This is a genomic window from Mesorhizobium sp. WSM4306, from assembly GCF_007003975.1.
Classification (GTDB): domain Bacteria; phylum Pseudomonadota; class Alphaproteobacteria; order Rhizobiales; family Rhizobiaceae; genus Mesorhizobium.
Map to the genome: position 1 here is coordinate 24,791 of NZ_VFTC01000025.1, position 25,243 is coordinate 50,033.

Here is a 25,243-nt window from a genome sequence, read left to right on the forward strand (position 1 = left end):
GCAACGTCAGGCAGCCCTTAGAGACCGTTTCGAAATTCGCTCTGGCGAGTCATATGGTGGTGTTTTCGAGAACCGGAGCGGAGCGGACATAAGTCCGTGAGCACCGGGAGCGCAGAAAACGCCATCAGATGGCCGCCGGAGTAGAATTTCCAAACGGTCTCTCAGCTCTTCTGCAGGGCGACATGAACGCCCAGTCCAACCAGCACCGCCCCGCCCGCCCGCTGCATCATCCGCTGCGCCCGACTCGAACGCCGCAGCCGGCCGATGACCGCACCGGCCAAAAACACGCAGACGATATCGGCGGAAGAAAACATCAGATTGACGATCGTGCCCAAAACGACGAACTGCAGCCAGACTGGCAAAGGCGCCGAAGCATCGATGAACTGCGGCAGGAACGCCATGAAGAAGATTGCCGTCTTCGGATTGAGCACTTCGACCGTGATGCTCTCGAAAAACGCCCGTCGCGCCGATTTCCGCTCGATCGCCGGCAGCGCCGCATCGCCCTCTCCGCGCTTGCGAAACAGCGAGACACCGAGCCATATCAGATAAAGCGCGCCGATCAGCTTGACCGCCATGTAGAGCGGCGGCACGGCGTGAAACAGCACCGACAAGCCGGCGGCTGCGGCAAAGACATGGAAATAGCCGCCAAGATGGATGCCGAGCGCCGCCGTCAGCCCCGACCAGCGCCCGCGCGCCATGGTCTGCGCGGCCGCATAAAGCATGGCTGGGCCGGGAATATAGGCGAAGATCGCCGTGGTGGCGAAAAACGCAATGAGCAGTTCGGTCGACGGCATTTCTTGTCCTCTTGTCGGCAAAGCGTAGAGATCGCGCCGAACATACGTCTGGTTCAGTTCTTTGCGCTGGCTTGCGTCTCAGGATCCCACAAATCGGAAAACCCGAACGCCGTCACCAGCCGCTCGAAAGTAGGTGTATCCTGCTTTTCGCCGAAAGGCCGGATAAGCTGCCAGATGTCCTCGCTATAGAGGAGCAGCATTTCTTCCGTAGCTGCAACGACCTCTATATCCCCCGGAGCCACGTAGAAAGAGATGCCCTGGATACCGTCGGGAGAAAGCGGCGCGTAATGGACTCGAAATTCGCCGGTGCTAATTTGAATGCCATTCGTGGACGTCCCTTCGTAGGGCTCAACAATTCGGCAAATGCGTCCGATAGATGACTGGCGCAACTCCTCGAACGGCTTTCCGCGGTTTTCGTTCGGCAGAGACGAAACCCTTACGTAGGAGCCGACAAACACCGCAGTGCCTTGCCTATCGGTTGGCGTCATCTCGGAAGGATGACCTGTCATTCATCTGTCCTTGCTGCTGTCAGTCCGGCCTGCTTCATCGACAGCCCGGCTAGGCTCCCTTATAAGGACCGGAATCGCAAGCAACCAGAGGCCTTCATGATCATCGTCACGGGCGGCGCCGGCATGATCGGCTCCAACATCGTCGCCGCGCTCAATGCCGAAGGCCATGACGACATAATCGTCGTCGATGACCTCACCGATGGCCACAAGATCGCCAATCTGGCCGATCTCAAGATCGCCGACTATCTCGACAAGGACGAATTCCTGCCGCGCCTGGAGGCCGGCGACCTCGGCCGCATCGAGGCTGTGTTCCACCAGGGCGCCTGCTCGACCACCACCGAGTGGAACGGCAAGTTCATGATGGAGGTGAACTACGCCTATTCGAAGCGGCTGCTGCATGCCTGTCTTTCGCTGCGCGTCCCCTTCCTCTACGCCTCCTCGGCCTCCGTCTATGGCGGCGGTTCGGAGTTTCGCGAGGATCCGGCGCTCGAGCGGCCGCTCAACGTCTATGCCTATTCGAAGAAACTGTTCGACGACTATGTCCGGCGCACCGTCTTCGATACCGATCATTCGCAAGTCGCCGGCCTGCGCTATTTCAACGTCTACGGCCCGCGCGAGGCGCACAAGGGCGCTATGGCCTCTGTCGCCTTCCATCTGTTCAACCAGGTCGGACGTGGCGAGAACCCAAAGCTGTTCGGCGCCTATGACGGTTTTGGCCCTGGCGAACAGAGCCGCGACTTCATTCATGTCGGCGATGTCGCCGATGTCAATCTGTGGCTGTGGAAGCGGGGCTCAAGCGGCATCTTCAATTGCGGCACCGGCCGCGCACAGCCTTTCCGCGCCATTGCCGAAACCGTCATCGACACGCTGGGCAAGGGCGAGATCGAGTTCATAGAATTCCCCGACCATCTCAAGGGCAGCTACCAGAGTTTTACCCAGGCTGATATGTCCCGCTTGCGCGCAGCCGGCTATAACGGGCAATTCCGCAGCGTGGAAACCGGCGTCAGAGACTATGTCGAATGGCTGAAAGCCCAACGATCCTCGTGATCGGCCCACGCTGGGTGGGCGATATGGTCATGGCGCAGTGCCTGTTTTCGGCGCTGAAGGAACTCCATCCCAACGCCGCCATCGACGTGCTGGCTCCGGCCTGGGCAGCCCCCTTGGTCAAGCGCATGCCCGAACTGCGCCAGCAGATTGATTTCCCGCTGAAACCCGGCGCGCTCGAATTCACCATTCGCCGCCGCTTCGGCCGCCTGCTGCGCGGCCGCTACGACATGGCGTATATCCTGCCGGGAAGCTGGAAATCGGCGCTGATCCCGTTCTTTGCCCGCATTCCACGTCGCTTCGGCAATTTGCGCGAAATGCGCTATGGCCTGCTGACCGACATCGTTCCGCTGCCCGACAGTGTCAAGCGGCGAACCGCGCAGGCCTATTTCGGTCTTGCCCAAGGCGGCCATTTCCGGCCACCGCGGCTCACCGTCGATGCCGGCAATCAGAAAGAGCTTCTGGCCCGCTTCGATCTGCAACCGGGAAAATTCGTGGCCATGATGCCCGGCGCCGAATTCGGTCCGGCCAAACGCTGGCCGAGCGAAAGCTATGCCGGCCTCGCCCGCGAGATGATGGCGAAGGGGTTCAAAGTGGCGCTGTTTGGCTCGAAGAACGATCGCGACGTCACCGCCGAGATTTCGGCGCTCGCACCCGGTGTCGTCGATCTCGCAGGCAAAACGCGGCTGGAAGACGCCATCGACCTGATCGCGGCGGCCAGGCTGGCGGTGTCCAACGACAGCGGGCTGATGCATGTCGCGGCCGCCGTCGGCACGCCGGTCGTTGCCGTCTACGGCTCGACCTCGCCGGAAAACACGCCGCCGCTTGCCGAGCAGCGCGAACTGATCTGGCTGCATCTATCCTGCTCGCCCTGCCACCAGAAGACCTGCCCGCTCGGCCACCTCAACTGCCTGAAGACCCTGGATGTAGCCAAGGTAACGGCGGCGGCCGACCGGTTGCTGGAAGTCCCGGCCGCCCAATGAAGGTGCTGATCGTCAAGACGTCATCGATGGGCGACGTCATCCACACCTTTCCCGCCGTCGAGGATGCGCGCCACAACCGACCCGATATTTCCTTCGACTGGTGTGTTGAAGAGGCCTTTGCCGGCATCGTCGCCCTGCATCCGGTGATCGCAACCATCCACAAGGTGGCGGTCCGGCGCTGGCGCAAGCAGCTTTTCGACAGCGGTGCATGGCGCGAGATGGCCGGCCTCCGCCGGAAACTGCACGCGGGCCAGTACGATCTGGTCATCGATGCGCAAGGGTTGTTGAAGTCGGCCTTTGTCGCCATCCAGGCCGGCGCGCCGGTTGCCGGTTTCGACCGTGCCAGCGCGCGGGAGCCCTCGGCAACGTTGTTTTACAAGCGCAAATACGCCGTGCCGCGTGACATGCACGCCATAGAACGCACGCGGCGGCTGTTCGGGCTGGCGCTTGGTTATGAGCCGGATTTATCGGCGCTGGAATCAGGGATTGTACCGCCGCCTGGCGGCCTCGCCGGCATCGATGGCAAAACGGCTTTCCTGCTGCACGGCACCAGCCGCGAGGACAAGAAATGGCCGGCCGAAGACTGGATCGGAGCCGCTCGCCTGCTGGTTGGGCGGGGGATGACGCTGGTCACCACCTGGTCGAACGAGCGCGAGAAGGCCGTGGCCGAGGCGATCGCGCAAGCCGTGCCGTCAACAATCGTGGTGCCGAAATCGCCGCTATCCGATATCGCCGCGATCCTCGGCCGTTCGACGTTGGTCATCGGCGCCGACACCGGCCTGACCCACCTCGCCAGCGCTTTCGGCCTGCCAACGGTCGCGGTGTTCCTGGCGACGGAGCCGGGGTTAACCGGCCCGCGCGGAGCGTATGCCTCAACGCTGCTGGCCGCATCAGGGCAGCGCTTGACGCCGGCTGAGGTAGTGGCGGAAGCTGAAAAGCAGCTGGCGCTCAAATCACGAGCGCCGGCTTAGAGCCTTTCAGAATTATCTGAGGTCCTAGATGAACTGCACCTGGACGATCTCGTAGCCCCGTGCGCCGCCCGGCGCATTGACCTCGATGGCGTCGCCGACTTCCTTGCCGATGAGCGCGCGCGCGATCGGCGACGAGATCGAGATGCGGCCCGACTTCACGTCCGCTTCCTGGTCGCCAACGATCTGGTAGGTCTTCTTTTCCTCGGTGTCCTCGTCGACCAGCACCACCGTGGCGCCGAACTTGACCTTCTCGCCGCTGAGCTTGGTGACGTCGATCACCTCGGCCCGCGCGATATAATCTTCGAGCTCGTTGACGCGGCCCTCATTGAGGCTCTGCGACTCCTTGGCGGCATGATATTCGGCATTTTCGGACAGGTCGCCATGCGAGCGCGCTTCGGAGATCGCCTCGATGATGCGCGGCCGTTCTTCCTGTTGGCGCCAGCGCAGTTCTTCCTTCAATGACGCGAACCCCTCGCCTGTCATCGGGACCTTGTTCATGATGCCTAACCTTTCCTGCCGCCACCCCCGCGTTTCGGGGAAAGCCTTGTCGATGGGTACAAAAAGAAAACGGGTCCGGCAGCCTCGGGCTAACGGAACCGTTTCACCGCAATTTCCCCCAATATAGCGATCTTCGCGCACTTTTCACGCTGAAAAAGCGGGCTTTTGAAAAATCATGAGCCGATTGTGCAGTTGCCGTCACGGAATGCGCGTTGTGTTGCGGCTAAGACAACAAAAAGCCGGCTGCGATTGCTCGCAACCGGCTTGAGACGCCATTGGGGTGGGGTCAGCTTCTCATGAAATGGTAGATCTGTTCGGCCAGCATGCCGTATTCGCGGGAGCCTTTGCCGGTTCGCTTCTCGATCTCGGCCAGCTGCTCCTGGGCGCCGGCCAGGTCGCCGATCTGCAGATGCGCCTCGCCGAGATATTCGCGCACCAGCGTGTAATCGGGATTGATGCGCAGCGCTTCCTCGTAATAGCCCAGCCCGACCGTGACGCGGCCGGAATGGCGGTGCGAATAGCCGAGATAGTTGAGGATGCGCGGATCCTGCTTGTTGGCGGCCAGGCTGAGCACGGCGATCGCCTCATCATAGCGCCCGGCCATCGCCAGATCGTGGCCGGCCTCATAGATGTTGTCGTCGTCGAGCATGCCGTATTTCGGCGCGACGCACTTCTTTAACTTCTTGTCCCAGACCTCGCCCTTCTTGCATTTCGTGCTCCCGCCGTCGCTGCCGCCACCGCCGCCTTCACCGGCTGCGAATGCGGGCGCCGCAAACAGCGGCAGGGCGGCAACAGCTAGAACTTGAATCAGCAAACGTCTGCGCATCGAAGCCTCCTTGAGGGATAATGATGAAATGCTAACGCCACGCGGACGCCATTTCATCCCGGAAAAGCCGCGCCGCGAAAACTATTTGCCAAACCCACTTCAAAAGACAGGCGCGCGAGTCAGAAACCCGCCGGCGGTGAGCCAAGCCGGCCGAACGGACGTGACGCGCGCTGCAAATCCGCTATCATCCGGGAAATGACCAGCGGAGTGCGAGAGAGTGCAACAGCGCCGTGAACGGGAATGGGAGCTATCGATCGGCCCGGACACCGTGCGGCTGTTCATTCTCAAGGCAAAGGGTCTGAGCGCTGCCGTCAACGAAGACTATACCGACGGCGCCGAGCATGAGGTCGAGTTCGACGGCGACACGCACGACAATCACCACCATGACGGGCTTGCAGAGGAGAGCTCTGAAAACCTCACCGAGGAAGAGCTGCGCGAACTGATCAACGACCTCAATGTCGACGAGGCGGCCGAATTGATTGCGCTGGCCTGGGTCGGCCGCGGCGACTATGACGCAGCGGAGTGGTCCGATGCGGTGGCCGCCGCGCGCGAGCGCGCCAACAAGCGCACGGCAAAATATCTGCTCGGCATGCCGCTTCTGGCCGACTGGCTGGAAGAAGGGCTGGAGGCGATTGGCGCGTAACGCCGGGGTAACCGATCGTGATCGAGCGCATGCGCTTTTCCCGGCAACCTCCGCAAGCCCTCGCCGTTTAGGACCGATGGCGGCGCTTGTCTTTTCCAGAATGTGCGGGTTGGCGCTGGCCATCGTGGTGGCAGGATTGCTTATTGCGCCTGCCGACGCGAAGCACAGACGGCCTCACAAGCCTTCCTGGGTTGAGCAACTGCTGACACAACGGGCCGACCGGCCGTCAAAGCCGCGCAGCAAGCATCGCCTGAAACCGCGCGGCAAGCGGCATATACTGCCGAACCAGACAGAACCGAAAACGCCGGATCCTCAGCCCTCAGCTGACGATGTTCCGCTGCCCAAGGCGCGTCCCGCGGAGGCGCAGAAGACCGACGCCGCAAAAACCGAAGAGCAAAAGACCAGCGGTGCGCCCAACCGGTCCGATGACGATCGGTTCAATGAAGAAAAATCCCGATATAAAAAACAGGCGCGGCCCGAACCGTCAGGCTCGGAGCCGTCAGGCCCGGAGCCGTCAACCAATACTGAACGTAAGACTGAGCCGCCGGCCGTGGTGCCGGTTCCAACACAAAGGCCCGACGTCGCAAAGCCGGAGGTTGAGCCGCCCGTCGTCGCCCCGCAGCCGCCCGAAAAACCCGCGGATGCCGACGACGAGAAGATGCTCCCCGACCCCCGCTCGGCCGATCTGCCCGATGCAAAAATGCCGGCGGAGGAAGTTGCCTGTCGCGAGCGGCTGACGGCGCTTGGCGTCGAATTCGAGGAGCACAAGGCGGAAAGCAATCCCGATATCGGCTGCTCGATTCCCTATCCCATCATGTTGAAGTCGCTCGGAAAATCCATCGCCATCGGGCAAGCGACCGAACTCAACTGCCCAATGGCCGAGGCGGCTGCCCGCTTTGCCGCCAATGTCATCCAGCCGGCGGCAAAGGACGAATTCGGCGCCGACCTGAAATCGATCAACCAGGCATCGGCCTTTGTCTGCCGGCCGCGCCATGGTACGCGCAGACTATCGGAACACGCATTCGGCAACGCCCTCGATATCGCCAGCTTCATTTTGTCGGACGGCAGGAAGATCGAAGTCGGTCCAACGCCGCCCGAGGAGGACGCGAAGTTCCTCAACACGGTGCGCAAGGCTGCCTGCGGACCGTTCAAGACGGTGCTCGGACCCGGCGCCGACGCCGACCACGCCCTGCATCTCCACCTCGATCTCGAACCGCGCGGGCACGGCGGCACCTTCTGCCAGTGATCGTCCGCCTGCCGTATTTCGGCCGCAGGCGTGAACGCGCGCGCTGAGTTTTCCTTTACCCTTGATCGTTAAAATGCCGGACATCTAAGGACAGGGATTCTGCCCATGGCCGGAATATTTCGCGCCGCCGCGATGGTCGCGCTTCAGTCAAAACGCGCAGTGATGGCGGCCGCCGGCCTTGCGCTGGCCGCCGTTTCGGCCTGCAACACCGGCAGCGTACTGTCGTTGGAGCCTGCCGTCGACGTCGGCTCGCAGACCGCTGCCGTGCCGCAATATGAAGGCATGCAGAAGCTCGTCCCGTCCAATCCCTACATGACCGCCGCCTATCCGCGCATGGACGAGCCGATGTCGGAGCCCGAGCAGATGCCGGCCAGCGAAACCGACTGCCGCGGCGAATTGAGGCGCCTCGCCGTCGTCTACACCGACGTCCAGCCGATCCATGAGGGCCAGTGCGGCATCGACTGGCCGGTCAAGGTCGCGGCCATCGGGGGCATCCAGATGAAGCCGGCGGCGACATTGACATGCGACATGGCCGCCAGCTTTGCCGCCTGGACCAGGAACGAGCTGGTCCCCTCCGCCCGCTGGCGCTATTTCTCGGGCGTCAAAACCATCCACCAGGGCTCGAGCTATTCCTGCCGCAATATCGCCGGCGAAGGTGTATTGTCCGAGCACGGCAAGGGCAACGCGCTCGACGTCATGAGCATCGAGCTCAACAATGGCGACGACATCGACGTGCGCAAGCCCGGCCTGTTTGCCTTCCGCACCCGCGGCTTCCTCAACAATGTGCGTGCCGACGGCTGCCAGTATTTCACCACCGTGCTCGGCCCCGGCTACAATTACGACCACCGCAACCATTTCCATTTCGACATCAAGAACCGCAAGAGCGGCTACCGCGCCTGCCGCTGACGGTAGCCGGCTCTTTTGCCAAAACCCGGTTACGCCGCATAAGGTGACGCCTCGCAGGCAGGCGGCGACAGGTGGGACAGAAAAGCCTCAGACAACGCGCAACGATCTGGCTTGCGGCTTTCGTGGCCGCCTGGCTGGCGCTCGCCTATGTCGCCGCACCTGAATTCTGGACATTCAGGGATCGCGGCTTTCGCAAACAGACCTTCGAGATGGTGACGCACACGCCGCAAGGCATTCCTGGCGACCCGATCAATGTCGGCCTTGTCGGCAGCGAAAAGGAGCTTGTGCATGCCTTCGCCGTCGCTGGCTGGGATACGGCAGACGGCGTGACGCTGAAGACCGCGATCGAAATCGGGGAAAGCGTGCTGTTCGACCATCCCTATCCCGACGCCCCGGTGAGCCGGCTGTTGTTCGAAGGCCGCGCCCAGGACCTCGCCTTTGAAAAACCGGTCGGCGACAGCGCCGACCGGCGTCATCATGTCCGCTTCTGGCGCACCGATGCGACCGGCGACGATGGCCGCCCGCTCTGGCTGGGCTCGGCCAGCTTCGATCGTGGCGTTGGGCTGAGCCACGACACCGGCGCCATTACCCACCATATCGGCCCCGACATCGACGCTGAGCGCGATCTCGTGATCCACGACCTGACTGCGGCCGGCATGGTGATCTCGGTGAGCGATATCCCCGGCATCGGCGCCACCAAAGCCGGACGCAATGGCGGCGGCGATCCCTATTTCACCGACGGCAAGGCCATCGTCGGCGTCTTGAAGCGGTTGCCATAGCAAAAAGATTGCAAAGGGTCAGGTCATGGTGATCACGATCTTGCCGAACGGCCCTTTCTCCAGATGCTTCAGCGCCTGCGGCACCTCATCGAAGCCAAAAACCTTGTCGATCACCGGCTTGAGCGCCAGCGCTTCGATTGCCTGGTTCATCCGCTCGAAAGCACGGCGGTGGCCGACCGACAAGCCCTGCACGGTGATGCGGTTGCGCATGAACGGCAGGATCGGAAAGCTGAGTTCAGTGTCGCCAAGGAGGCCGATGATCGACAGGCGGCCATCCGCGGCCAGCGCATGGAGCGAACGCCGCGCATTGTCGCCGCCGACCATTTCCAGCACATGGTTGACGCCAATGCCCTCTGTCAGGTCGCGCGCGGCTTTGTCCCATGCAGGCTGGGTCCGGTAGTTGATCACCTGCCAGGCACCGAGTTGCCTCGCCCGCTCGAGCTTCTCGTCGCTGCTCGACGTAACGATGGGGCGCAGACCGAAGGCGTTGGCAAACTGCAACGCAAACAGCGACACACCACCGGTGCCCTGGATGAGAAGGGTCTGGCCCGGCACCGGCTTGGTCGCCTCGACCAACGCGAACCACGCTGTCAGCGCCGCGATCGGCAGCGTCGCGGCCTCGACATTGCTGAGCGATGGTGGCGCCAACACTGCGGCATCCTCGCCGAGGACGACGTGATCGGAAAGCATGCCCGAGAGCGACGACCCCAGCGTGTGCTTGTGCAGCACCGGTGGAGCGTCGCCATCCGGCCAGTCGGCGATCACCTGGCCGAGCACGCGTTGCCCGACGCGAAAACGGCTGACCTCCTTGCCGACGGCCACCACCTCGCCCAGTGCGTCGGATGTCGGCACAAAGGGAAATGCAAGGTCCGGGATCAGCGTGCCGTCGATGATCATCTTGTCCTTGTAGTTCAGGGATACGGCTTTGGTTCGCACCAGAAGCTCGCGCGGGCCTGGCTCGGGAACCTTGCCTTCAACCCTCTCCAGCTTGGACAGGCCAAAGCCGGTCATCTGCCAGGATCTGTTGACTTGGGTGCTCATCTTGTTTCGCGCTCCGTGGTTGACGTCCCGGGAGACATCTATGCCATTTCGCTATGGAAATTAGCGCTTCGATGCGGCATATTTGGCAACGGATTGAATACCCGAATTCTACAATAGGAAACGACCATGGAATCGGCTAACCTGCAAGGCATCGTCGCCTTCGTCCAGGTGGTGGAGGCCGGCAGCTTCACCGGTGCCGGCGAACGTATGCATGTGACGAAATCGGCGGTCGGCAAGACGATTGCGCAGTTGGAGCAGCGCCTCGGCGTCCGCCTGCTCAACCGCACCACTCGCAGCCTTAGCCTAACCAGCGAAGGCGTCAGCTACTATGAAGCCTGTGTCAGGGCGCTGGCTGAGATCGAGGCCGCCCACTCGTTGATTGCCTTGCGTCGCCAGGTGCCTTCCGGCCGGCTTCGCGTCGACGTGCCTCTGGCCTTCGGTCGCCGCTGTGTCGCCCCTGTTCTGTTCGATCTTTCCAGGCAGTTCCCGGATCTGACCGTAGAAATCTCCTTCAATGACCGGCGCGTCGACTTGATAGAGGAAGGCATCGATCTCGCCATCCGCATGGGCGATCTCGACGATAGCCTGTCGCTCGCCGCGCGTCGCATCTATGCCCAGCGCTCGGCAATCTGCGCCGCCCCTGCCTATCTCGAAGACCACGGCAGGCCGCGATCGATCGAGGATCTTGCCGCCCACAGCGTCATCGGTTACGGCCGCGACGGTGTCGTCCGGCCCTGGACCGTAAGGCATAGCGACGGACATCTCGGAAAATTCGTGCCCAAAGCGCGGCTCGTCCTCGGTCATGGCGAACCGATGCTGGATGCAGCGCTTGCGGGCAGCGGTATTGCCTTTCTGCCAACCTGGCTGGCGGCCGACTGCCTCAAAAGCGGCGAACTCGAGATGGTTCTGTCGGATTGTCTGGTCGAAAACGTCGCCGTGCATGCCATCTGGCCGGTGACACGCAACCTGGCGCCGAAGATTCGCGTCGTCGTCGATGCCCTGGTCGAGCGTTTTTCGTCGCCGCCTTGGGATGCTGCTTGAAAGACCCGCGCCCATCGTCTTGAAAAATCGCTGCCATCTAATTTCGAAAACCGCGCGGCAATGCTATTGACCCCTGATGCTATACGTCGAAATCGCTACCGTGGTCGCCCTCATCTGTGTGAACGGCCTTCTGTCGATGTCGGAACTCGCCATCGTTTCGTCGCGCCCGGCACGGCTCAAGGCGATGATCGACCGCGGCGTCAACGGCGCCGGGCGCGCACTGGCGCTCGGCTCCAACCCCGGCAAATTCCTGTCGTCGGTGCAGATAGGCATCACCCTGGTCGGCGTGCTGTCGGGCGCCTTCTCCGGCGCCACGCTGGGCGACAGGCTGTCCGTCTTCCTGGCCTCGACCGGCATCCGCGAGAGCGTCGCCGATCCGCTCGGCGTCGGCATCGTCGTCGCCATCATCACCTATTTCTCGCTGATCGTCGGCGAACTGGTGCCCAAGCAGATCGCCCTGCGAGACCCCGAACGCGTTGCCGCCCGCGCAGCCCCGGCAATGACCATCCTCGCCACCGTCTCGGCGCCACTCGTCTTCCTGCTCGACATTTCCGGCCGCGCCATATTGTGGCTGCTTGGCCATCGCGGCGAGAGCGGGGATAAGGTCACCGACGAGGAGATCAAGATGCTGGTCGCAGAGGCCGAGCATCACGGCACCATCGAATCCGACGAGCGGCGCATGATTGCCGGCGTCATGCGGCTCGGCGACCGCGCCGTGCGCGCGGTTATGACGCCGCGCACCGAGGTCGACTGGATCAATCTGCAGGCCGATGAGAGCGCCATCCGCAAGCTTCTCATGGACACCCAGCATTCGCGCCTGCCCGCCGGCGATGGCGGCGTCGATGTCATGGTTGGCGTCGTCCAGACGCGTGACGTGCTGGCGGCAATCCTTGCCGGCCGCGCGCTCGACCCGCGCAAGCATGTGCGCGCCGCCCCCATTGTCTATGACCAAGCAGACGCGCTGGACGTGCTGCAGAAGCTGAAGGATTCCGACGTGCCGATGGCGCTGGTCCATGACGAATACGGGCATTTCGAAGGCATCGTCACTCCCGCCGACATTCTCGAAGCCATCACCGGTGTCTTCCGCGCCGACCTCGACGTCGGCGAGGAGGAAAACGCCGTCAAGCGCGAAGACGGCTCATGGCTGCTCGCCGGCTACATGCAGGCCGACGAGATGGCGGAAGTTCTCGGCATCGACCTGCCGGAAAACCGCGACTACGAGACCGTCGCCGGCTATGTTCTGTCGCACATGCACCATCTGCCGGCGACCGGCGAATGCGTCGATGCGCAAGGCTGGCGCTTCGAGGTCGTCGACCTCGACGGCCGCCGCATCGACAAGCTGATCGCCACCCGCCTGCCCGACAGCCACCGCCAGGTGGTGCGCTGACAACAGCGTCCCTTCAGACCGCAGCTTCGATCGGTTCGGCAAGTCTGGGATTCGACCGCGAGGCGATCAGGCAACTGGCGACGATCAGGGCGGCGCCCGCCAGCGTGGTCCAGGTCGCCGCCTCGTCGAAGAACAGCCAGCCAAACACGATCGCCCAGATGAAGGCCGAGTACTCCGTCGGGATCAGATATTGCGCTTCGGAGCGCGCATAGGACCAGCTCATCAGGTATTGGCCGGAAAGCGACAGTGCCGTCACGCCGGCCAGGGGAAGCCAGAGATTGCCCGGCAGGGAAACCGCCAGCCAGGGCGCGGCGGGGAGAAGGACGGCGGCAACGCACAGATTCTGGAACAGCATGATCTCGACCGGCTTTGCCACCTGCGCCTGCCGCCGCGAGAGGATTAGATTGTAGGCGTAGAACACCGTCGATGCGAGCACAGCCACCGTGCCAAGCAGAGCATCCCCGGTGTAGTTCCCTTGCCCGAACTGTCCGGCCATGATGATGACGACACCGGCGATGCCCGCCAGCGACGCCCAGATCGCCTGGCGCTGTATGCGTTCACCCAAGAGCAGCGCGGCCAGCAGAAGAGCAAACAGCGGCGCGACGAAACTAAGCCCGATCCCATCCGCCAGCGGCAGCCTGGCAAGCCCCCAAAAGAAGGACAGCAGGACGATACCGACGACGATGGCGCGTAGCGCGTGCAGTCTGAGCACGGAGGGCGTGGGAAGCGAGCGCGGTCCCGCCGCCCAGGCCGTGCCCGCAATTGCGGTCGCGAGCATGCTGCGCCACAGCACCGTGTTGTAGACGCCGACGGCGATGACCAGCACCTTCATCGCCGCATCCATGGCCGAGAGAAGGAAGATCGCCAGCGCGCAGACCAGCACCGGAATCATGGGGGAAACGACGCCTGTCAGGCTGGGTGATTTCACGGGGGCAGCTCATGTGATGGATCGCGGCCGATATATCAGGGCAAAACGGCAGGGCCAGATGGCAGCCTCGTCGATATGGCAGTCCAACCCGGCCTTCGCAGCCCGTCGGTCTGAATTCGGTCCGGCTGCAGCGCCTTGCGCTATCGGTCTTCGCCGATCTCACCTATGATTGATCCGCCGTAAGAGTGGGAAATGCCGCCCAAGCCTCTATATCGATGGCCATGGATGCATCGAACGAACACGCACTCAACGACGAGCTTCTCCAAGATATCCAGCGTCTGTCCTTCGAGTATTTTCTCAACGAGGCCAACCCTGCCAACGGCCTGGTCGCCGACCGCAACACGCCAACGTCACCCGCCAGCATAGCCGCCGTCGGGCTCGCTCTGTCGTCCTATCCCGTCGGTGTCGAGCGTGGGTTCATGACGCGCGCCGCCGCGATCGAGCGCACGCTGGCGACGCTTCGCTTTTTCTGGAACGCGCCGCACGGGCCGGAGCCCGATGCCACCGGCTACAAGGGTTTTTACTATCATTTCCTTGACATGAAGACCGGCCGCCGCGTCTGGAAGTGTGAGCTATCCACCGTCGATACCGCGCTCCTGCTGGCCGGCGTTCTGGCCGCCGGCGCCTATTTTGACCAGGACGATGAATCCGAACTGGAAATCCGCCGGCTCGCCGACGCACTCTACCGCCGCGCCGACTGGCGCTGGGCGCAAAATGGCGGCGCCACGGTCACCCATGGCTGGCGGCCTGAAAAAGGTTTTCTGCGCTACCGTTGGGCAGGATTTGACGAGGCGCTGATCCTCTACGTTCTGGGTCTCGGTTCGCCGACCCACTCGCTGCCACCCGAGAGCTACGCGGCCTGGCTGTCCACTTACAAGTGGAAGACAATCTACGGCCGCGAGCTGGTCTATGCCGGCCCGCTTTTCATCCACCAGTTCTCGCATATCTGGATCGATTTCCGCGGCATTCGTGATGCCTTCATGCGCGATCACGACAGCGATTATTTCGACAACAGCCGCCAGGCAACCTACCTGCAGCGTGACTATGCCATCCGCAATCCGAAGGGATTGAGCGGCTATGGCGAGAATTGCTGGGGCCTCACCGCCAGCGATGGCCCCGGCCCGACAAAGCGTGAAATGAGGCTCGATGGCCGCCGCTTCTTCGGCTATCTCGCGCGCGGCGCGCCTTTCGGCCCGGATGACGGCACGCTGTCGCCATGGGCGGCGATTACCTCCCTACCGTTTGCGCCTGAAATCGTGCTGCCGACGATGCGGCATTTCCACGAGATGGACCTGCACGACGGCAATCCCTACGGCTTCACCGCAAGCTTCAATCCGACAATCGCCGCAGCCGACGGCCGCGCCTGCGGCTGGGTTTCGCCGGACCACGTCGGCATCAATCAGGGGCCGATCGCCCTGACGATCGAGAATTACCGGTCGGACTTCCTGTGGCGGCTGATGCGCCGCGTGCCGGCCATTGCCAAAGGACTGCGCCGAGCCGGTTTTTCCGGCGGCTGGCTGTGATAGGCGGCGATCAATCAAGCATGATCGCTAGGCATCGGCCACGGCAGGCCCGAGAAAACACAGCCTCCCGGAAATGAAAGGGGCGGCGCAAGCGCCGCCCCCTGGGACTGATCCTTGGGAGGATAATGGGAAGCTCAGGCCGCCTGGGCTTCGCCTGCAATCGCGTCGGCCTGACGCGCAGCCTTGAGCACGCGAGCCCACCAGGCAACGTCGTTGACCAGCGCGGCGCCAGCCTGGTTCAGATGTTCGATGTCCTCGAGCTTCTTCTCGCCCTGGCGTACCGCCAGGAAATCGCCCCAGGCGATGTGGACGGCGGACTTGACCGGGGCCATCTGCAGCTCGACGGCGGCAAGGCGCAGATGTTCGACCGCGCGCGAACCGCCGACGCTGCCATAGCCGACGAAGCCGGCCGGCTTCTTGTTCCATTCATTGGCGGCGTAATCGATGGCGTTCTTCAGCACGGCCGTCGGGCCATGGTTGTATTCAGCGGCGGTGAAGATGAAGCCGTCGAACTCGGCGACCTTCTTCTGCCAACGCTGCGCAATCTCGTTCTGCGACGGCGCCCAGGCGGACGAGGCAACTTCATCGAAGAAGGGCAGCGGCCAATCGCGCAGGTCAACGATCTCGACGTCGATGTCGGCATGCGACTTGGCGATCTTGGTGATCCACTGCGCCGGCACGTCGGCGAAGCGGGCGGCGCGCGTCGAACCGACGACGATGGCGATTTTGGGTTTGGACATGGGGCTCTCCATATATGTAAAAGCTGGTATCGTTTGGATACCGGCGCTATATGAGATACTGTCAAACCACTGCGCAAGGAGGCACCGTTTTGTTACTGAGGCACCCGCACAACACCGAAGACTGCCGCGCCGTCTCGGAAATCCTGCAGCGCGTCGGCGACAAATGGACCGTCCTTGTCGTCGGCAAGCTCGGCGGCGGGCCGCTGCGTTTCAATGAATTGCGCACTGCTGTCGGCGGCATTTCGCAGAAGATGCTGACCACCACTTTGCGTGGCCTGGAGCGCGACGGTTTCGTCACCCGAACCGTGTTCCCGACCATCCCGCCACGCGTCGATTACGAGCTGACCGAGCTCGGCCATGAGCTGCTGATCCCGGTCGGTGCGCTGGGCGAATGGGCGCGCAAAAACACCGTGCGGGTCCAGGCGGCGCGCGAAAAATTCGACGGCGCTCACGCCTGAAACCCTTGCGGCGCAAGGACTTCGTCCTCGAAGACACGCAGTTCAGATTTGGCTGAGTCCGCCTGGCATCCTCGGCCACGCCGTCGCGATCCAGCTGCCGCATCGCGTTCGACGGCGCACCATCATTTTGAGGCGAATAAGCGTCCTCGCTGAGAGGCCTTCAGGCCTTTGACGCAGGGTTGCTGCAACACATCGTGCTGCACGTATCGGCCCTTGCAGTTCGCTGGTTGTCGACTGTCCGGTCGTGCTTGCAGGCGACGCTCGGAAGTTCTTTCCTGATCTCGGTATAGGCGGTCGTGCCAAGCAGACAGATCACTGCGACAAGGGCTGCCACGAGCCAGCCGTTCAGCATGTGTTGACGCATTGTCTTCCCTCCGTCATCCGCAGAATCGGAGACGAAGGCAACCATTGAATGTCGCGCGGCGCATCGCCCGCGCGGGGGATGTTACAAAGGCCCAAGGTTGGCAGAATCGACTGCGTCAGCTTTCCGCTGGAATCGGCTTCGGCTTGCCGTCGCTATCCAGCGCCACCATGACAAAATCGGCATGGGTGACCTTCTCCATCAGATCGGAGAGGTAGCGTTGTGCCCAGGCCTCGACCTTGAGCGTCATCGAGGTGCGGCCGACACGCTCGACATGGGTGTAGATGCACAGCGTGTCGCCGATCTTCATCGCCTTGGCGAAGGACATCTCCTTGACCGCCGCCGTCACCACGCGGCCCTTGGCGCGCTCGGCGGCGCGGATGCCGCAGGCAAGGTCCATCTGCGCCATCACCCAGCCGCCGAAGATATCGCCGGCCGCATTGGCATCGGCCGGCATGGCCAGCGTGCGCAAGGTCAGATCGCCGATCGGCTGTCCGTCCGCGTAATGCACCATGCGCCAAATCCCCTGAAACGATTGCCCTCGATCCCGTAGCGTCACGGCGCCGGGAGGTCAACGCGATGTGCGAGGCTGGTAGCGCAATATCGTTGCCCTGTTGGCATTTCCGAACCAGGCGTCTCGCGGTCGCATTTTTCACAACGCATGCCGGAAGGCGCGGCGACGCGGCGAGCCTGCCGCGTCTAGGCTGTGGCCAGTTTTCCGGAGCCGCCCAAATTCACATGCAGACCTATGACTTCATCATCGTCGGCTCCGGCTCGGCCGGCTCGGTTCTCGCCGACAGGCTGTCGGCATCAGGCCGCTTTTCCGTGCTGGTGCTGGAAGCCGGCGGCACCGACCGCCGCTTTTACGTGCAGATGCCGCTCGGCTATGGCAAGACCTTCTTCGACCCGGCGGTCAATTGGAACTACAAGCCGGAGCCGGATCCCGGTCTCGGCGGCAATGTCGACCACTGGCCGCGCGGCAAGCTGCTCGGCGGCTCGAGCTCGATCAATGCCATGGTCTGGATTAGGGGCGCGCGCGAAGACTTTGACGATTGGCGCGATGCCGGCAATCCCGGCTGGGGCTATGACGATTTGCTGCCGGGCTTCAAGGCGCTCGAGGACAATGAGGCCGGCGCCGACGCATGGCGCGGCATCGGCGGCCCGCTGCACATCACCGACACGACGAACGCCGTCCATCCGCTGACCAAACGCTATCTCGCTGCCGGCCAGCAGGCCGGCCTGCCGCTCAACCCCGACTTCAATGGCGCTGCCCAGGAAGGCGTCGGCACCTACCAGATCTCCGCCAAAAATGGCCGCCGCATGTCAGCCGCGCGCGCCTTCCTGCGCCCGGCGATGAAACGCGCGAATGTGCGCGTCGAAACCAATGCACTGGCGAGCAAAATTCTGTTCCAAGGCAAACGCGCCGTCGGCATCGAGTACCAGCAGAACGGCGAGACCAAGACCGCCCGCGCCGGTCGCGAGGTCATCCTCTCCGCCGGCTCGATCAACTCGCCACAACTGCTGCAGTTGTCCGGCGTCGGCCCCGCCGCGTTGCTCGGCGGCCTCGGCATTCCGGTCGTGCATGCCAACGAGAATGTCGGCGCGCATCTGCAGGACCATGTCGGCATCAACTACACCTTCAAGGGCAAGGTGCCGACGCTGAACCAGATCCTGCGCCCCTGGTGGGGCAAACTGCTGGTCGGCATGCAATACATCCTGACGCGCTCGGGTCCGCTGTCGCTGTCGATGAACCATGGCGGCGGCTTCTTCCGCACCGACCCGGCGTTCTCACGGCCCAACATGCAGCTTTATTTCCAGGCCTTCTCCACCGTTATTCCAAAGAGCGGCGAGCGGCCTATCCTGACGCCGGACCCATGGCCGGGGTTCTCCATCGGCCTGTCCAACTGCCGCCCGACGAGCCGCGGCGAGATCATGATCCGCTCCAGCAATCCGCGCGATTATCCCAAGATCGTCGCCAACGCCTATTCCACCAACGCCGATGTCGACGAGATGCTGGCGGCGGTGAAATTCGTGCGCAACATCGCCTCGATGCCGGCCATGGCCGAGATCATCGCCGAGGAGGTTTTGCCGGGGCCATCGATCCAGTCGGATGCCGACCTGATTACGGATTTCAGGAAACGCTCGGGCACCGTCTATCACCCGGTCTCGACCTGCCGCATGGGCCCCGATGCCGGGTCCGCCGTCGTCGATCCGCGCCTGAAAGTGCACGGGCTCGACGCCTTACGCGTCATCGACGCCTCGATCTTTCCCGCCAACATCACCGGCAACACCAACGCCGCCTCCATCATGACCGGATGGAAAGGCGCCGAACTGGTTCTGGAGGACCAAAAATGAAGATCACCGACGTCAAGACCTGGGTAGTCGGCAACCCGCCGCCCGGCATCGGCGGCAAGTATTTCATCTTCGTAAAATTGACCACCGATGGTGGCGTGGTCGGTTATGGCGAGGCCTACAACGCCACCTTCTCGGCCCACACGACCGCGAAAATGGTCGAGGACATGGCCGAGCGCTATCTCGTCGGGCGCGACCCGCACGACATCGAAAACTTCTTCCGCCGCGCCTATTCCTCCGGCTTCACCCAGCGCCCGGATGTTTCCGGCATGGGCTGTTTTTCCGCACTCGAAATGGCCTGTTGGGACATCATCGGCAAGGAAGCCAACAAGCCGGTCTACAAATTGCTCGGCGGCCAGGTGCACGAGACGCTGCGCTCCTACACGTATCTCTATCCGCACACCGGCAGTGTCCATTCCGAGGACGCGCCGGACGGCAGGAATGTCTACAACGATCCCGAATTGGCGGCGGCCTGTGCGCTCGAATATGTCGAGCAGGGTTTCAATGCCGTGAAGCTCGACCCGGCGGGGCCTTACACCGCTTTCGACGGCCACCAGCCGCGCCTCATCGACATCGATGTCTCCACCCGCATGATCAAGGCGATCCGCGAAGCGGTCGGCACCCGCGCCGATATTCTGTTCGGCACGCATGGCCAGTTCACGGCATCGGGCGCGCTGCGCATGGCGCGCGCCATCGAACCTTACGATCCGCTGTGGTTCGAAGAGCCGGTGCCGCCCGACATGCCCGAAGTGATGGCGCAGGTTGCCCGCGGCACGTCGATCCCGATCGCCACCGGTGAGCGGCTGACAACCAAATTCGAATTCGCCCGCGTCATCGAGAACCGCGCCGCGACCATCCTGCAGCCGGACCTCGGCCGTTCCGGCGGCATTCTCGAAACCAAGAAGATCGCCGCCATGGCCGAGGCCTACCACATCCAGGTCGCGCCGCACTGCTATTCCGGGCCGATCGTCGGCGCCGCCAACATCCAGCTGGCGGTGACGCTGCCCAACTTCCTTATCCTGGAATCGCTGAAGCAGTGGGATGGTTTCCACGCCACGCTGCTGAAGAAGCAGATCGAGTGGCAGGACGGCAATGTCATCCCGTCGAAGGAGCCCGGCCTTGGCGTCGAACTCAACGAAGCCGTCTGCGATGCGCATCCCTACACCGGTAAGGATTTGCATTTGCAGATGATGCAGACACCGCTGATGCCGTGAGCAAGCGCTACGCCTTCATCGGCCTTGGCCATCTCGGCGGCAACCTTGCCGCCAGTCTGTTGCGACATGGTTTCGCCGTCACCGCCTTCGACCGTGACCCCACGGCCGTCGAGCGCCTCGTGGCGCTCGGCGCGACGGCCGCGGCGAGCCCAGCCGCAGCCGCAGCGTGGGCCGGCAATGCCATTACTTGCCTGCCCTCGCCCAAGGTCAGCGAAGCTGTGCTGACTGGTGCCGACGGCCTACTCGAAGGTCTGCCCAAGGGTGGCACCTGGATCGAGATGTCGACCAATGGTCGCGATGAGATTCTGCGCCTGGCAGCCCTTGCCTCGGCCAAGGGCGTCGAGACGCTGGAGTGCCCGGTCACCGGTGGGGTGCATCTGGCGGCAGTGGGAAAGATCACCGCGCTGGTCGGTGGCGATGCAGCTCTCTATGAGCGGCATCGTCCAGCAATCGAAGCAATGTGCGCAAAATCGTTCCTGATGGGGCCGGTTGGCTCGGCGGCGGTGATCAAGGTCATCACCAACATGCTGGCCTTCATCCACCTCGTCGCCGCCGGCGAGGCGCTGATGCTGGCCAAACAGGGCGGGCTCGACCTCGCCCAATCCTACCACGCTATCGTTGCGTCCTCCGGCAACAGCTTCGTCCACGAAACTGAAAGCCAGCTCATTCTCAACGGTTCCTACGACATCGGCTTCACGATGGATCTGGCGCTGAAGGACCTCGGCTTTGCGCTTGCCATGGCCGAACAATCCGGCGTGCCGCTCGACCTGGCCAGCCGCGTCAACGCGATTTTTGAGCAAGGCAAAGCGGCCTATGGCGGCGGCGCCTGGTCGACCCAGATCGTCAAACTGCTCGAAGACGCCGTCGACGCCGACCTGCGCGCACCCGGATTCCCGTCCAAACTTGAGGCCTAGTCGGCAAATATTTAGCAAATGTCTTCAGGGGCTTAGTCCAGCCTTCAGAATCAGAGCGTAAGGCCCTTGATTCAATATCTGAGCGTCAGCGCTCCCTGCAAAATCTCGAAGGTCGCCGGTATGCGCCCCGGCGACTCGCCATCTATGTCGACCAGCGCGCCATTTTTCTCAACATCGCCGAGCGGTTCGACCACCACTTTCCGGCCGCGCAAGATCGTGATGGCCGGATGATTGCGATGCCGTCCGCCATAGAGCAGGCGGATGTCCCAGATCAGCTTCAGCTTGCCGGCCGCGCGCAATATGACGATGTCGAACTGGCCGTCGGTGAGCTCAGCGTCCGGCGCGATCATCATGCCGCCGCCGAAGAATTTGCCGTTGGCCACCGCCACCAGCGCCATGCGCGCTTCGACCGGCGTGCCGTCGTCGACGGTGATCCGGACGTCCTGGAAACGGTAGCGGATAAACTCCACCACGGTGCGCCAGAAAAACAGCGCCTTGGCCGACACTTTGCCCTTGCGCTTGTCGGCATTGACCGCGCGGTCGGTGGCCCCAGACAGGCCGAGGCTGGCGATGTTGATGAAGTGGCGGCTGGCCAGCGCGCCATGATCATCGATGTAGCAGATGCGCCCCGCATCGACCTTGCGCGCCTTCGCCTCGGCGATCCGTTTCAGCACCGCGTCCACCTCTTTCGGCAGGCCGAGCCCGCGCGCGAAGTCGATGCCTGTGCCGCAAGGCAGCAAGCCAAGTTCGGTTGTCCGGCCGCTCTCGTCGAATGCCTGCAGCAATCCGTCGGCCACCTCGCTGGCGGTGCCGTCGCCGCCGGCCGCGATCACCAGATCGAAGCCGCTGGCCGCGAGGTCGAGCGCCAGCCTTTCGGCGTCGCCCTCGGCCTGCGTCTCGCGCAATTCGAAATCGCCGAAATGGCTTTTCAACGAAGCGGCAACCTCCGGCCAATGCCGTTTCAGCCGGCCGCCGCCGGCTATCGGATTGAGCACCACCCCGACTTTCAACGACGCCTCCCCAAAAGGACGGCGGGACGTGGTGGCCGCAAAGTCCTTTGCCGGCATTGAAACCCGTGCCGACCGCCGGAGCAAGGGGCGCAGCCGATTGGAGTGTCAAAAAGCGGGGAAGGCTGTCTAAAGCAGCAGCCGCCGAAATTCTGAGGTTCGTGGCAAACCATCCCCGATAACCCCGTTATCCACAGGCTCGTGCCCATTCCCCAAAACCCTTACCCGGCGTAAGTTTAACCCATCTCAGGCGGCTACCGATCGCCACGCCGAAAGGCAAAGCGAAAAGGCGGATTTCCTGAGGCCCGTACGGCCCGAAGCGAGAGCAGGCTTGCCTGTTCGAGGGACGGATGCCGAGACCTACGGGGCCGCGGAAAGTGTGCGAACGCCGACGGCGGACCGATGCTGCCATGAAGGACGGCAAAACCTTCGATGGCACGCTGAGCGAAGCTCGCAAGGGTGGAGAACGGCGTGGCCTGGAACGGGCATCGCCCTCGGGTGGTGACTGGCAGGGCCGTCAAAATCAAGGCCGGCATGGCGCGACGACTTTACGGAAGTTGCTGCCGCGACCGTGTCCTGATCTGACAGGGAGGCGCTGGGAGAAATCCCGGCGCCGACTGTCTTTTGGGCGCCCCACTCCCCTTTCCAGCTGGGGCTGCAACTCTCGGTAAAATCGGCTGACGTCCAGCGTCGTTTGAAGGGGATACTACATGACGCTGATCCGGACGCCGGCCGCCACCTGCATTCCGCACCGACGCTGCCGTCCTGCCACGGCATGACCGGCCATTATCCTGCTCCGCTGGCTGAAGCGTATCGTCAAGATGACGAAATCATGATCACCATGCTGTCGGCGGCCGAGCTTGGGCCGCCCGGAGGCGCCCGCGCGCTGTTCAGCCAACCGATCCCCGTCGATCCGGCTACCCACCGCACCGGACTGACCGTCGCCGTGCGCAAGCTGCACCTTGTGGCGCCAGCACTGACCAAGGCCGGCGCCAGGTTGGAGCACGTCTACGACTACTGAAGCGGCGACTGCTCAACGGCGAGGCCTGCCGGGCTACTTCTTGGGGCCCATGCCCGGGATCAATTTGAGGCCGGCGTTTATATATTCCGGCCGGATGGCGCCGCTGATGAGCGTGAAAGTTGCCAGCATGATGCTGGCCAGCGCCCCATCATGCCATGGCCTGAGGGCCAGCGCGTTAACAGCATAGGCCCAGAACGGAAAGGCAAGCATGGACATGACGATGTTGGCGCCCGGAGCCTCCGCGCTGTCGGCGGCATCGCTCACTGATTTAAGATAGATCGGCGTCATTGCCAGCGCGATGATCAACACGATCCATGAAATGTTCCAGATGCTGAAGCCGGCCATTTTGACCGTGTCTATAGCGGCCCGCACAGCGCCAGGAACATCGGTGGATTTCTCATCCAGCGCCGTTGCCAAAGCCTTGGCCACCGGCTCCTCGGCGGCGTTGTCGAGAATGGAATTGACGAAGATGAAGAACGCCACGACCTCGGCGGGCACATACTTCGCCACCCGGTCGAGATAACCATCGCCGCCTTTCGAGTCCGTTTCGCCCTGACCGTTCTGCCCGCCTTCATCGTTTTCAGCGCCTGCAACGCCCTCAAGCGTCGCATTGCCTTTCGACACCACCGCGGACCGGACAATTCTTCCCATGGCAAACCCCTCCGATATTGTTGTATCGCCCCGTCAGTATCGTAATAGAAAACCGCTCCAGGAAACAGTTGTCGCTGCCAGAGCCGGCAATATTTATTTTAAGCTTCTTTCTGCAAATGTACCATGGCCACCACCCTATCTGCTCCCGGGCGTTTCGAAATCCACCTATAGTGAGCCGTTCCCTAAACCGCATCGCCCAGCTCATTCCGCGATGGTGGCCAAAATCCCGCCTTGTTCGCGGGCGATGGAGGGGGTGGCTGCCGGGGGGCAATCCGAAGGACAAGACCGTGATCAAGACCGCCCTTGTCGCAATGACCATTGTCGGCTGCGACTGCGACGCCAAGCTTTGCGAATATATCGGCGAGACACCGGCAAAGTGGGCAACCATCGCCGACTGCGAAGCGGCGATGAAAAGCCAGATGCTGCACCAGAAGAACTTCAACTATCCGCTGGTCTCCGGCATCTGCCGCACCAAGGGCTCGGCATCCTCTTCGCAACTGGCAGCGACCGCATCCCGCCCGGAACTGAAGCCGGCCGGTCGGAGTGTTCAGTCTCAAAGCCCATTGCCGCCGGAACTGAGCCATCGGCCAAGCGTTCCCGTCGGCTCGCCGACGACGGCCATGGAAGCAGCGGCAGCCCGGCCCCTCGCCTATGAGCAGATGGTTGATGGCGGGACCGGCATGCTCTACCGCACCGGGAACGGCTATGCCGTGGTCAAGACCGACCTCGGCCGTGCCGCGTCGGCAACGGTCGACATGGCAAAGCGGTCGGCGAACTGGCTGGGAGGACTCGTGCCCAGCGGATTGTGAGCGGCCGCGCGTTCGGGCCATAACACGGTGTCGCACTGCCGTTGAAACCTCCAGATAGATGCATGATGGTGTGAGGCATCGACACGGAGGAGCGCCTTTCCATGAAGCATGCAATTCGCGTGATGCTGTCCCTGATGTTGGCGTCAGCTCCGATTTCGGCCGGAGCGCAAAATTCCCAGCAGGGCGACGACAAGGTTGTCAACGTCGCAAGGGACGATCCGGACATGGCGGCAGCCATTGCGCAGGCGCGCGCCAGCCTCGATCAATTCCTGTCCTTGTCGGAAGCACCACCAGCCGGAACCACCGATTACAAATTGAAGGTCGAGGTCAAGGACGGCGACACTTCGGAACATTTCTGGATCATCCCCTTCCACAAGACCGCAAGCGGCTTTGCAGGAACATTGGCGAATGAGCCGCAGGCCGTGCACAACGTGACTGCCGGCCAGGAACTCGAATTCACCCGGGACGATATTTCCGACTGGGGTTACACCAAGAACGGCCGTCAGGTCGGCAGCTTCACCGTCTGCGTGCTGTTCAAGGCGATATCGAAGGAAGAAGCCGCCTATTATCGCGAGAACTACGGTTTCGACTGCTGAC

The 25,243-nt window shown here is 62.8% G+C and carries 27 protein-coding genes; 17 read left to right on the forward strand and 10 right to left on the reverse strand.

What is annotated here, in order from left to right:
* Window positions 1-161: 161 nt before the first annotated feature.
* On the reverse strand, window positions 162-794 hold the full coding sequence (locus tag FJV77_RS24525) for a LysE family translocator (protein WP_142869175.1): 633 nt from the start codon (window positions 792-794) through the stop codon (window positions 162-164).
* A gap of 53 nt (window positions 795-847) precedes the next feature.
* Window positions 848-1,303 carry a hypothetical protein gene (locus tag FJV77_RS24530; protein WP_142869176.1) on the reverse strand — a complete coding sequence of 152 codons (456 nt, stop codon included), beginning with the start codon at window positions 1,301-1,303 and terminating at the stop codon, window positions 848-850.
* Between the two features lie 96 nt (window positions 1,304-1,399).
* Between FJV77_RS24530 and rfaD the strand changes: the two genes are divergently transcribed.
* Genes rfaD through waaC form a run of 3 tightly spaced genes read left to right on the forward strand, consistent with a single transcriptional unit; the run spans window position 1,400 to window position 4,301 of the window.
* Window positions 1,400-2,350, forward strand: coding sequence for an ADP-glyceromanno-heptose 6-epimerase (rfaD, locus tag FJV77_RS24535; protein WP_142869177.1), 951 nt, complete (start codon window positions 1,400-1,402; stop codon window positions 2,348-2,350).
* The gene (gene waaF / locus FJV77_RS24540) at window positions 2,323-3,330 is read left to right on the forward strand and encodes a lipopolysaccharide heptosyltransferase II (RefSeq protein ID WP_142869178.1); all 1,008 of its coding nucleotides are present in this window, start codon (window positions 2,323-2,325) and stop codon (window positions 3,328-3,330) included. The genes rfaD and waaF overlap by 28 nt, the downstream gene beginning before the upstream one ends.
* Window positions 3,327-4,301 (forward strand): lipopolysaccharide heptosyltransferase I, encoded by a 975-nt coding sequence (gene waaC / locus FJV77_RS24545; RefSeq protein ID WP_142869179.1) that lies wholly within the window; start codon window positions 3,327-3,329, stop codon window positions 4,299-4,301. Before waaF ends, waaC begins: the two co-directional genes overlap by 4 nt.
* A gap of 24 nt (window positions 4,302-4,325) precedes the next feature.
* On the opposite strand, the gene greA is transcribed toward waaC, so the two are convergent.
* Together greA and FJV77_RS24555 are read right to left on the reverse strand one after the other, a co-directional pair.
* Window positions 4,326-4,799 carry a transcription elongation factor GreA gene (gene greA, locus FJV77_RS24550; protein WP_142869180.1) on the reverse strand — a complete coding sequence of 158 codons (474 nt, stop codon included), beginning with the start codon at window positions 4,797-4,799 and terminating at the stop codon, window positions 4,326-4,328.
* A 286-nt stretch (window positions 4,800-5,085) separates the two neighbouring features.
* Window positions 5,086-5,625 (reverse strand): tetratricopeptide repeat protein, encoded by a 540-nt coding sequence (locus FJV77_RS24555; protein WP_142869181.1) that lies wholly within the window; start codon window positions 5,623-5,625, stop codon window positions 5,086-5,088.
* Window positions 5,626-5,842: 217 nt separating this feature from the next.
* Between FJV77_RS24555 and FJV77_RS24560 the strand changes: the two genes are divergently transcribed.
* The 4 genes from FJV77_RS24560 to FJV77_RS24575 all read left to right on the forward strand — a co-directional run bounded on the left by FJV77_RS24560 (window position 5,843) and on the right by FJV77_RS24575 (window position 9,199).
* Window positions 5,843-6,268, forward strand: a complete 426-nt coding sequence (locus FJV77_RS24560) for a DUF3775 domain-containing protein (protein WP_112561002.1) — start codon at window positions 5,843-5,845, stop codon at window positions 6,266-6,268.
* Window positions 6,269-6,368: 100 nt separating this feature from the next.
* Window positions 6,369-7,514 carry an extensin family protein gene (locus FJV77_RS24565; protein WP_142869258.1) on the forward strand — a complete coding sequence of 382 codons (1,146 nt, stop codon included), beginning with the start codon at window positions 6,369-6,371 and terminating at the stop codon, window positions 7,512-7,514.
* Between the two features lie 105 nt (window positions 7,515-7,619).
* Window positions 7,620-8,420: an extensin family protein gene (locus tag FJV77_RS24570; RefSeq protein WP_142869182.1), complete on the forward strand. Its 801-nt coding sequence runs from the start codon at window positions 7,620-7,622 to the stop codon at window positions 8,418-8,420.
* 71 nt (window positions 8,421-8,491) lie between these two features.
* Window positions 8,492-9,199, forward strand: coding sequence for an LssY C-terminal domain-containing protein (locus FJV77_RS24575; RefSeq protein WP_142869183.1), 708 nt, complete (start codon window positions 8,492-8,494; stop codon window positions 9,197-9,199).
* Between the two features lie 18 nt (window positions 9,200-9,217).
* Here the strand turns inward: FJV77_RS24575 and FJV77_RS24580 are convergent, their stop codons facing one another.
* Window positions 9,218-10,240, reverse strand: coding sequence for an NAD(P)-dependent alcohol dehydrogenase (locus tag FJV77_RS24580; protein ID WP_142869184.1), 1,023 nt, complete (start codon window positions 10,238-10,240; stop codon window positions 9,218-9,220).
* Window positions 10,241-10,366: 126 nt separating this feature from the next.
* Between FJV77_RS24580 and FJV77_RS24585 the strand changes: the two genes are divergently transcribed.
* Both FJV77_RS24585 and FJV77_RS24590 read left to right on the forward strand, forming a co-directional pair.
* On the forward strand, window positions 10,367-11,281 hold the full coding sequence (locus tag FJV77_RS24585) for a LysR family transcriptional regulator (RefSeq protein WP_142869185.1): 915 nt from the start codon (window positions 10,367-10,369) through the stop codon (window positions 11,279-11,281).
* 76 nt (window positions 11,282-11,357) lie between these two features.
* Window positions 11,358-12,668, forward strand: coding sequence for a hemolysin family protein (locus tag FJV77_RS24590; RefSeq protein WP_142869186.1), 1,311 nt, complete (start codon window positions 11,358-11,360; stop codon window positions 12,666-12,668).
* A gap of 13 nt (window positions 12,669-12,681) precedes the next feature.
* Here the strand turns inward: FJV77_RS24590 and FJV77_RS24595 are convergent, their stop codons facing one another.
* Window positions 12,682-13,560: a DMT family transporter gene (locus tag FJV77_RS24595; RefSeq protein WP_142869259.1), complete on the reverse strand. Its 879-nt coding sequence runs from the start codon at window positions 13,558-13,560 to the stop codon at window positions 12,682-12,684.
* Between the two features lie 257 nt (window positions 13,561-13,817).
* Between FJV77_RS24595 and FJV77_RS24600 the strand changes: the two genes are divergently transcribed.
* Window positions 13,818-15,119 carry a glucoamylase family protein gene (locus FJV77_RS24600; protein WP_142869187.1) on the forward strand — a complete coding sequence of 434 codons (1,302 nt, stop codon included), beginning with the start codon at window positions 13,818-13,820 and terminating at the stop codon, window positions 15,117-15,119.
* 134 nt (window positions 15,120-15,253) lie between these two features.
* On the opposite strand, the gene FJV77_RS24605 is transcribed toward FJV77_RS24600, so the two are convergent.
* Complete coding sequence (locus tag FJV77_RS24605) at window positions 15,254-15,859, reverse strand: NADPH-dependent FMN reductase (protein WP_142869188.1); 606 nt, start codon at window positions 15,857-15,859, stop codon at window positions 15,254-15,256.
* Between the two features lie 89 nt (window positions 15,860-15,948).
* On the opposite strand from FJV77_RS24605, the gene FJV77_RS24610 reads away from it, so the two are divergent.
* Window positions 15,949-16,317 carry a helix-turn-helix domain-containing protein gene (locus FJV77_RS24610; RefSeq protein WP_185970415.1) on the forward strand — a complete coding sequence of 123 codons (369 nt, stop codon included), beginning with the start codon at window positions 15,949-15,951 and terminating at the stop codon, window positions 16,315-16,317.
* Between the two features lie 479 nt (window positions 16,318-16,796).
* On the opposite strand, the gene FJV77_RS24620 is transcribed toward FJV77_RS24610, so the two are convergent.
* The gene (locus FJV77_RS24620; RefSeq protein ID WP_112561014.1) at window positions 16,797-17,192 is read right to left on the reverse strand and encodes an acyl-CoA thioesterase; all 396 of its coding nucleotides are present in this window, start codon (window positions 17,190-17,192) and stop codon (window positions 16,797-16,799) included.
* Window positions 17,193-17,416: 224 nt separating this feature from the next.
* Here FJV77_RS24620 and FJV77_RS24625 point away from each other — a divergent pair, with 224 nt between their 5' ends.
* From FJV77_RS24625 to FJV77_RS24635, 3 genes are read left to right on the forward strand one after another with little or no spacing between them, the layout of a single operon-like run.
* The gene (locus FJV77_RS24625; RefSeq protein ID WP_142869191.1) at window positions 17,417-19,033 is read left to right on the forward strand and encodes a GMC family oxidoreductase N-terminal domain-containing protein; all 1,617 of its coding nucleotides are present in this window, start codon (window positions 17,417-17,419) and stop codon (window positions 19,031-19,033) included.
* Window positions 19,030-20,244 carry a mandelate racemase/muconate lactonizing enzyme family protein gene (locus FJV77_RS24630; RefSeq protein WP_142869192.1) on the forward strand — a complete coding sequence of 405 codons (1,215 nt, stop codon included), beginning with the start codon at window positions 19,030-19,032 and terminating at the stop codon, window positions 20,242-20,244. Before FJV77_RS24625 ends, FJV77_RS24630 begins: the two co-directional genes overlap by 4 nt.
* Window positions 20,241-21,158 (forward strand): NAD(P)-dependent oxidoreductase, encoded by a 918-nt coding sequence (locus tag FJV77_RS24635; protein WP_142869193.1) that lies wholly within the window; start codon window positions 20,241-20,243, stop codon window positions 21,156-21,158. The genes FJV77_RS24630 and FJV77_RS24635 overlap by 4 nt, the downstream gene beginning before the upstream one ends.
* A 71-nt stretch (window positions 21,159-21,229) precedes the next feature.
* On the opposite strand, the gene FJV77_RS24640 is transcribed toward FJV77_RS24635, so the two are convergent.
* Entirely contained in the window at window positions 21,230-22,168 is a 939-nt protein-coding gene (locus FJV77_RS24640) for a diacylglycerol kinase family protein (protein WP_142869194.1), read from the reverse strand.
* Between the two features lie 829 nt (window positions 22,169-22,997).
* Between FJV77_RS24640 and FJV77_RS32680 the strand changes: the two genes are divergently transcribed.
* Window positions 22,998-23,186, forward strand: coding sequence for a hypothetical protein (locus tag FJV77_RS32680; protein ID WP_210246569.1), 189 nt, complete (start codon window positions 22,998-23,000; stop codon window positions 23,184-23,186).
* Window positions 23,187-23,219: 33 nt separating this feature from the next.
* Here the strand turns inward: FJV77_RS32680 and FJV77_RS24650 are convergent, their stop codons facing one another.
* The gene (locus tag FJV77_RS24650) at window positions 23,220-23,813 is read right to left on the reverse strand and encodes a hypothetical protein (protein WP_142880172.1); all 594 of its coding nucleotides are present in this window, start codon (window positions 23,811-23,813) and stop codon (window positions 23,220-23,222) included.
* A 311-nt stretch (window positions 23,814-24,124) separates the two neighbouring features.
* Between FJV77_RS24650 and FJV77_RS24655 the strand changes: the two genes are divergently transcribed.
* Together FJV77_RS24655 and FJV77_RS24660 are read left to right on the forward strand one after the other, a co-directional pair.
* Entirely contained in the window at window positions 24,125-24,646 is a 522-nt protein-coding gene (locus FJV77_RS24655; protein WP_142869196.1) for a hypothetical protein, read from the forward strand.
* 101 nt (window positions 24,647-24,747) lie between these two features.
* Window positions 24,748-25,242, forward strand: coding sequence for a DUF2314 domain-containing protein (locus tag FJV77_RS24660; RefSeq protein WP_142869197.1), 495 nt, complete (start codon window positions 24,748-24,750; stop codon window positions 25,240-25,242).
* The last annotated feature ends 1 nt before the right edge of the window (window position 25,243 follow it).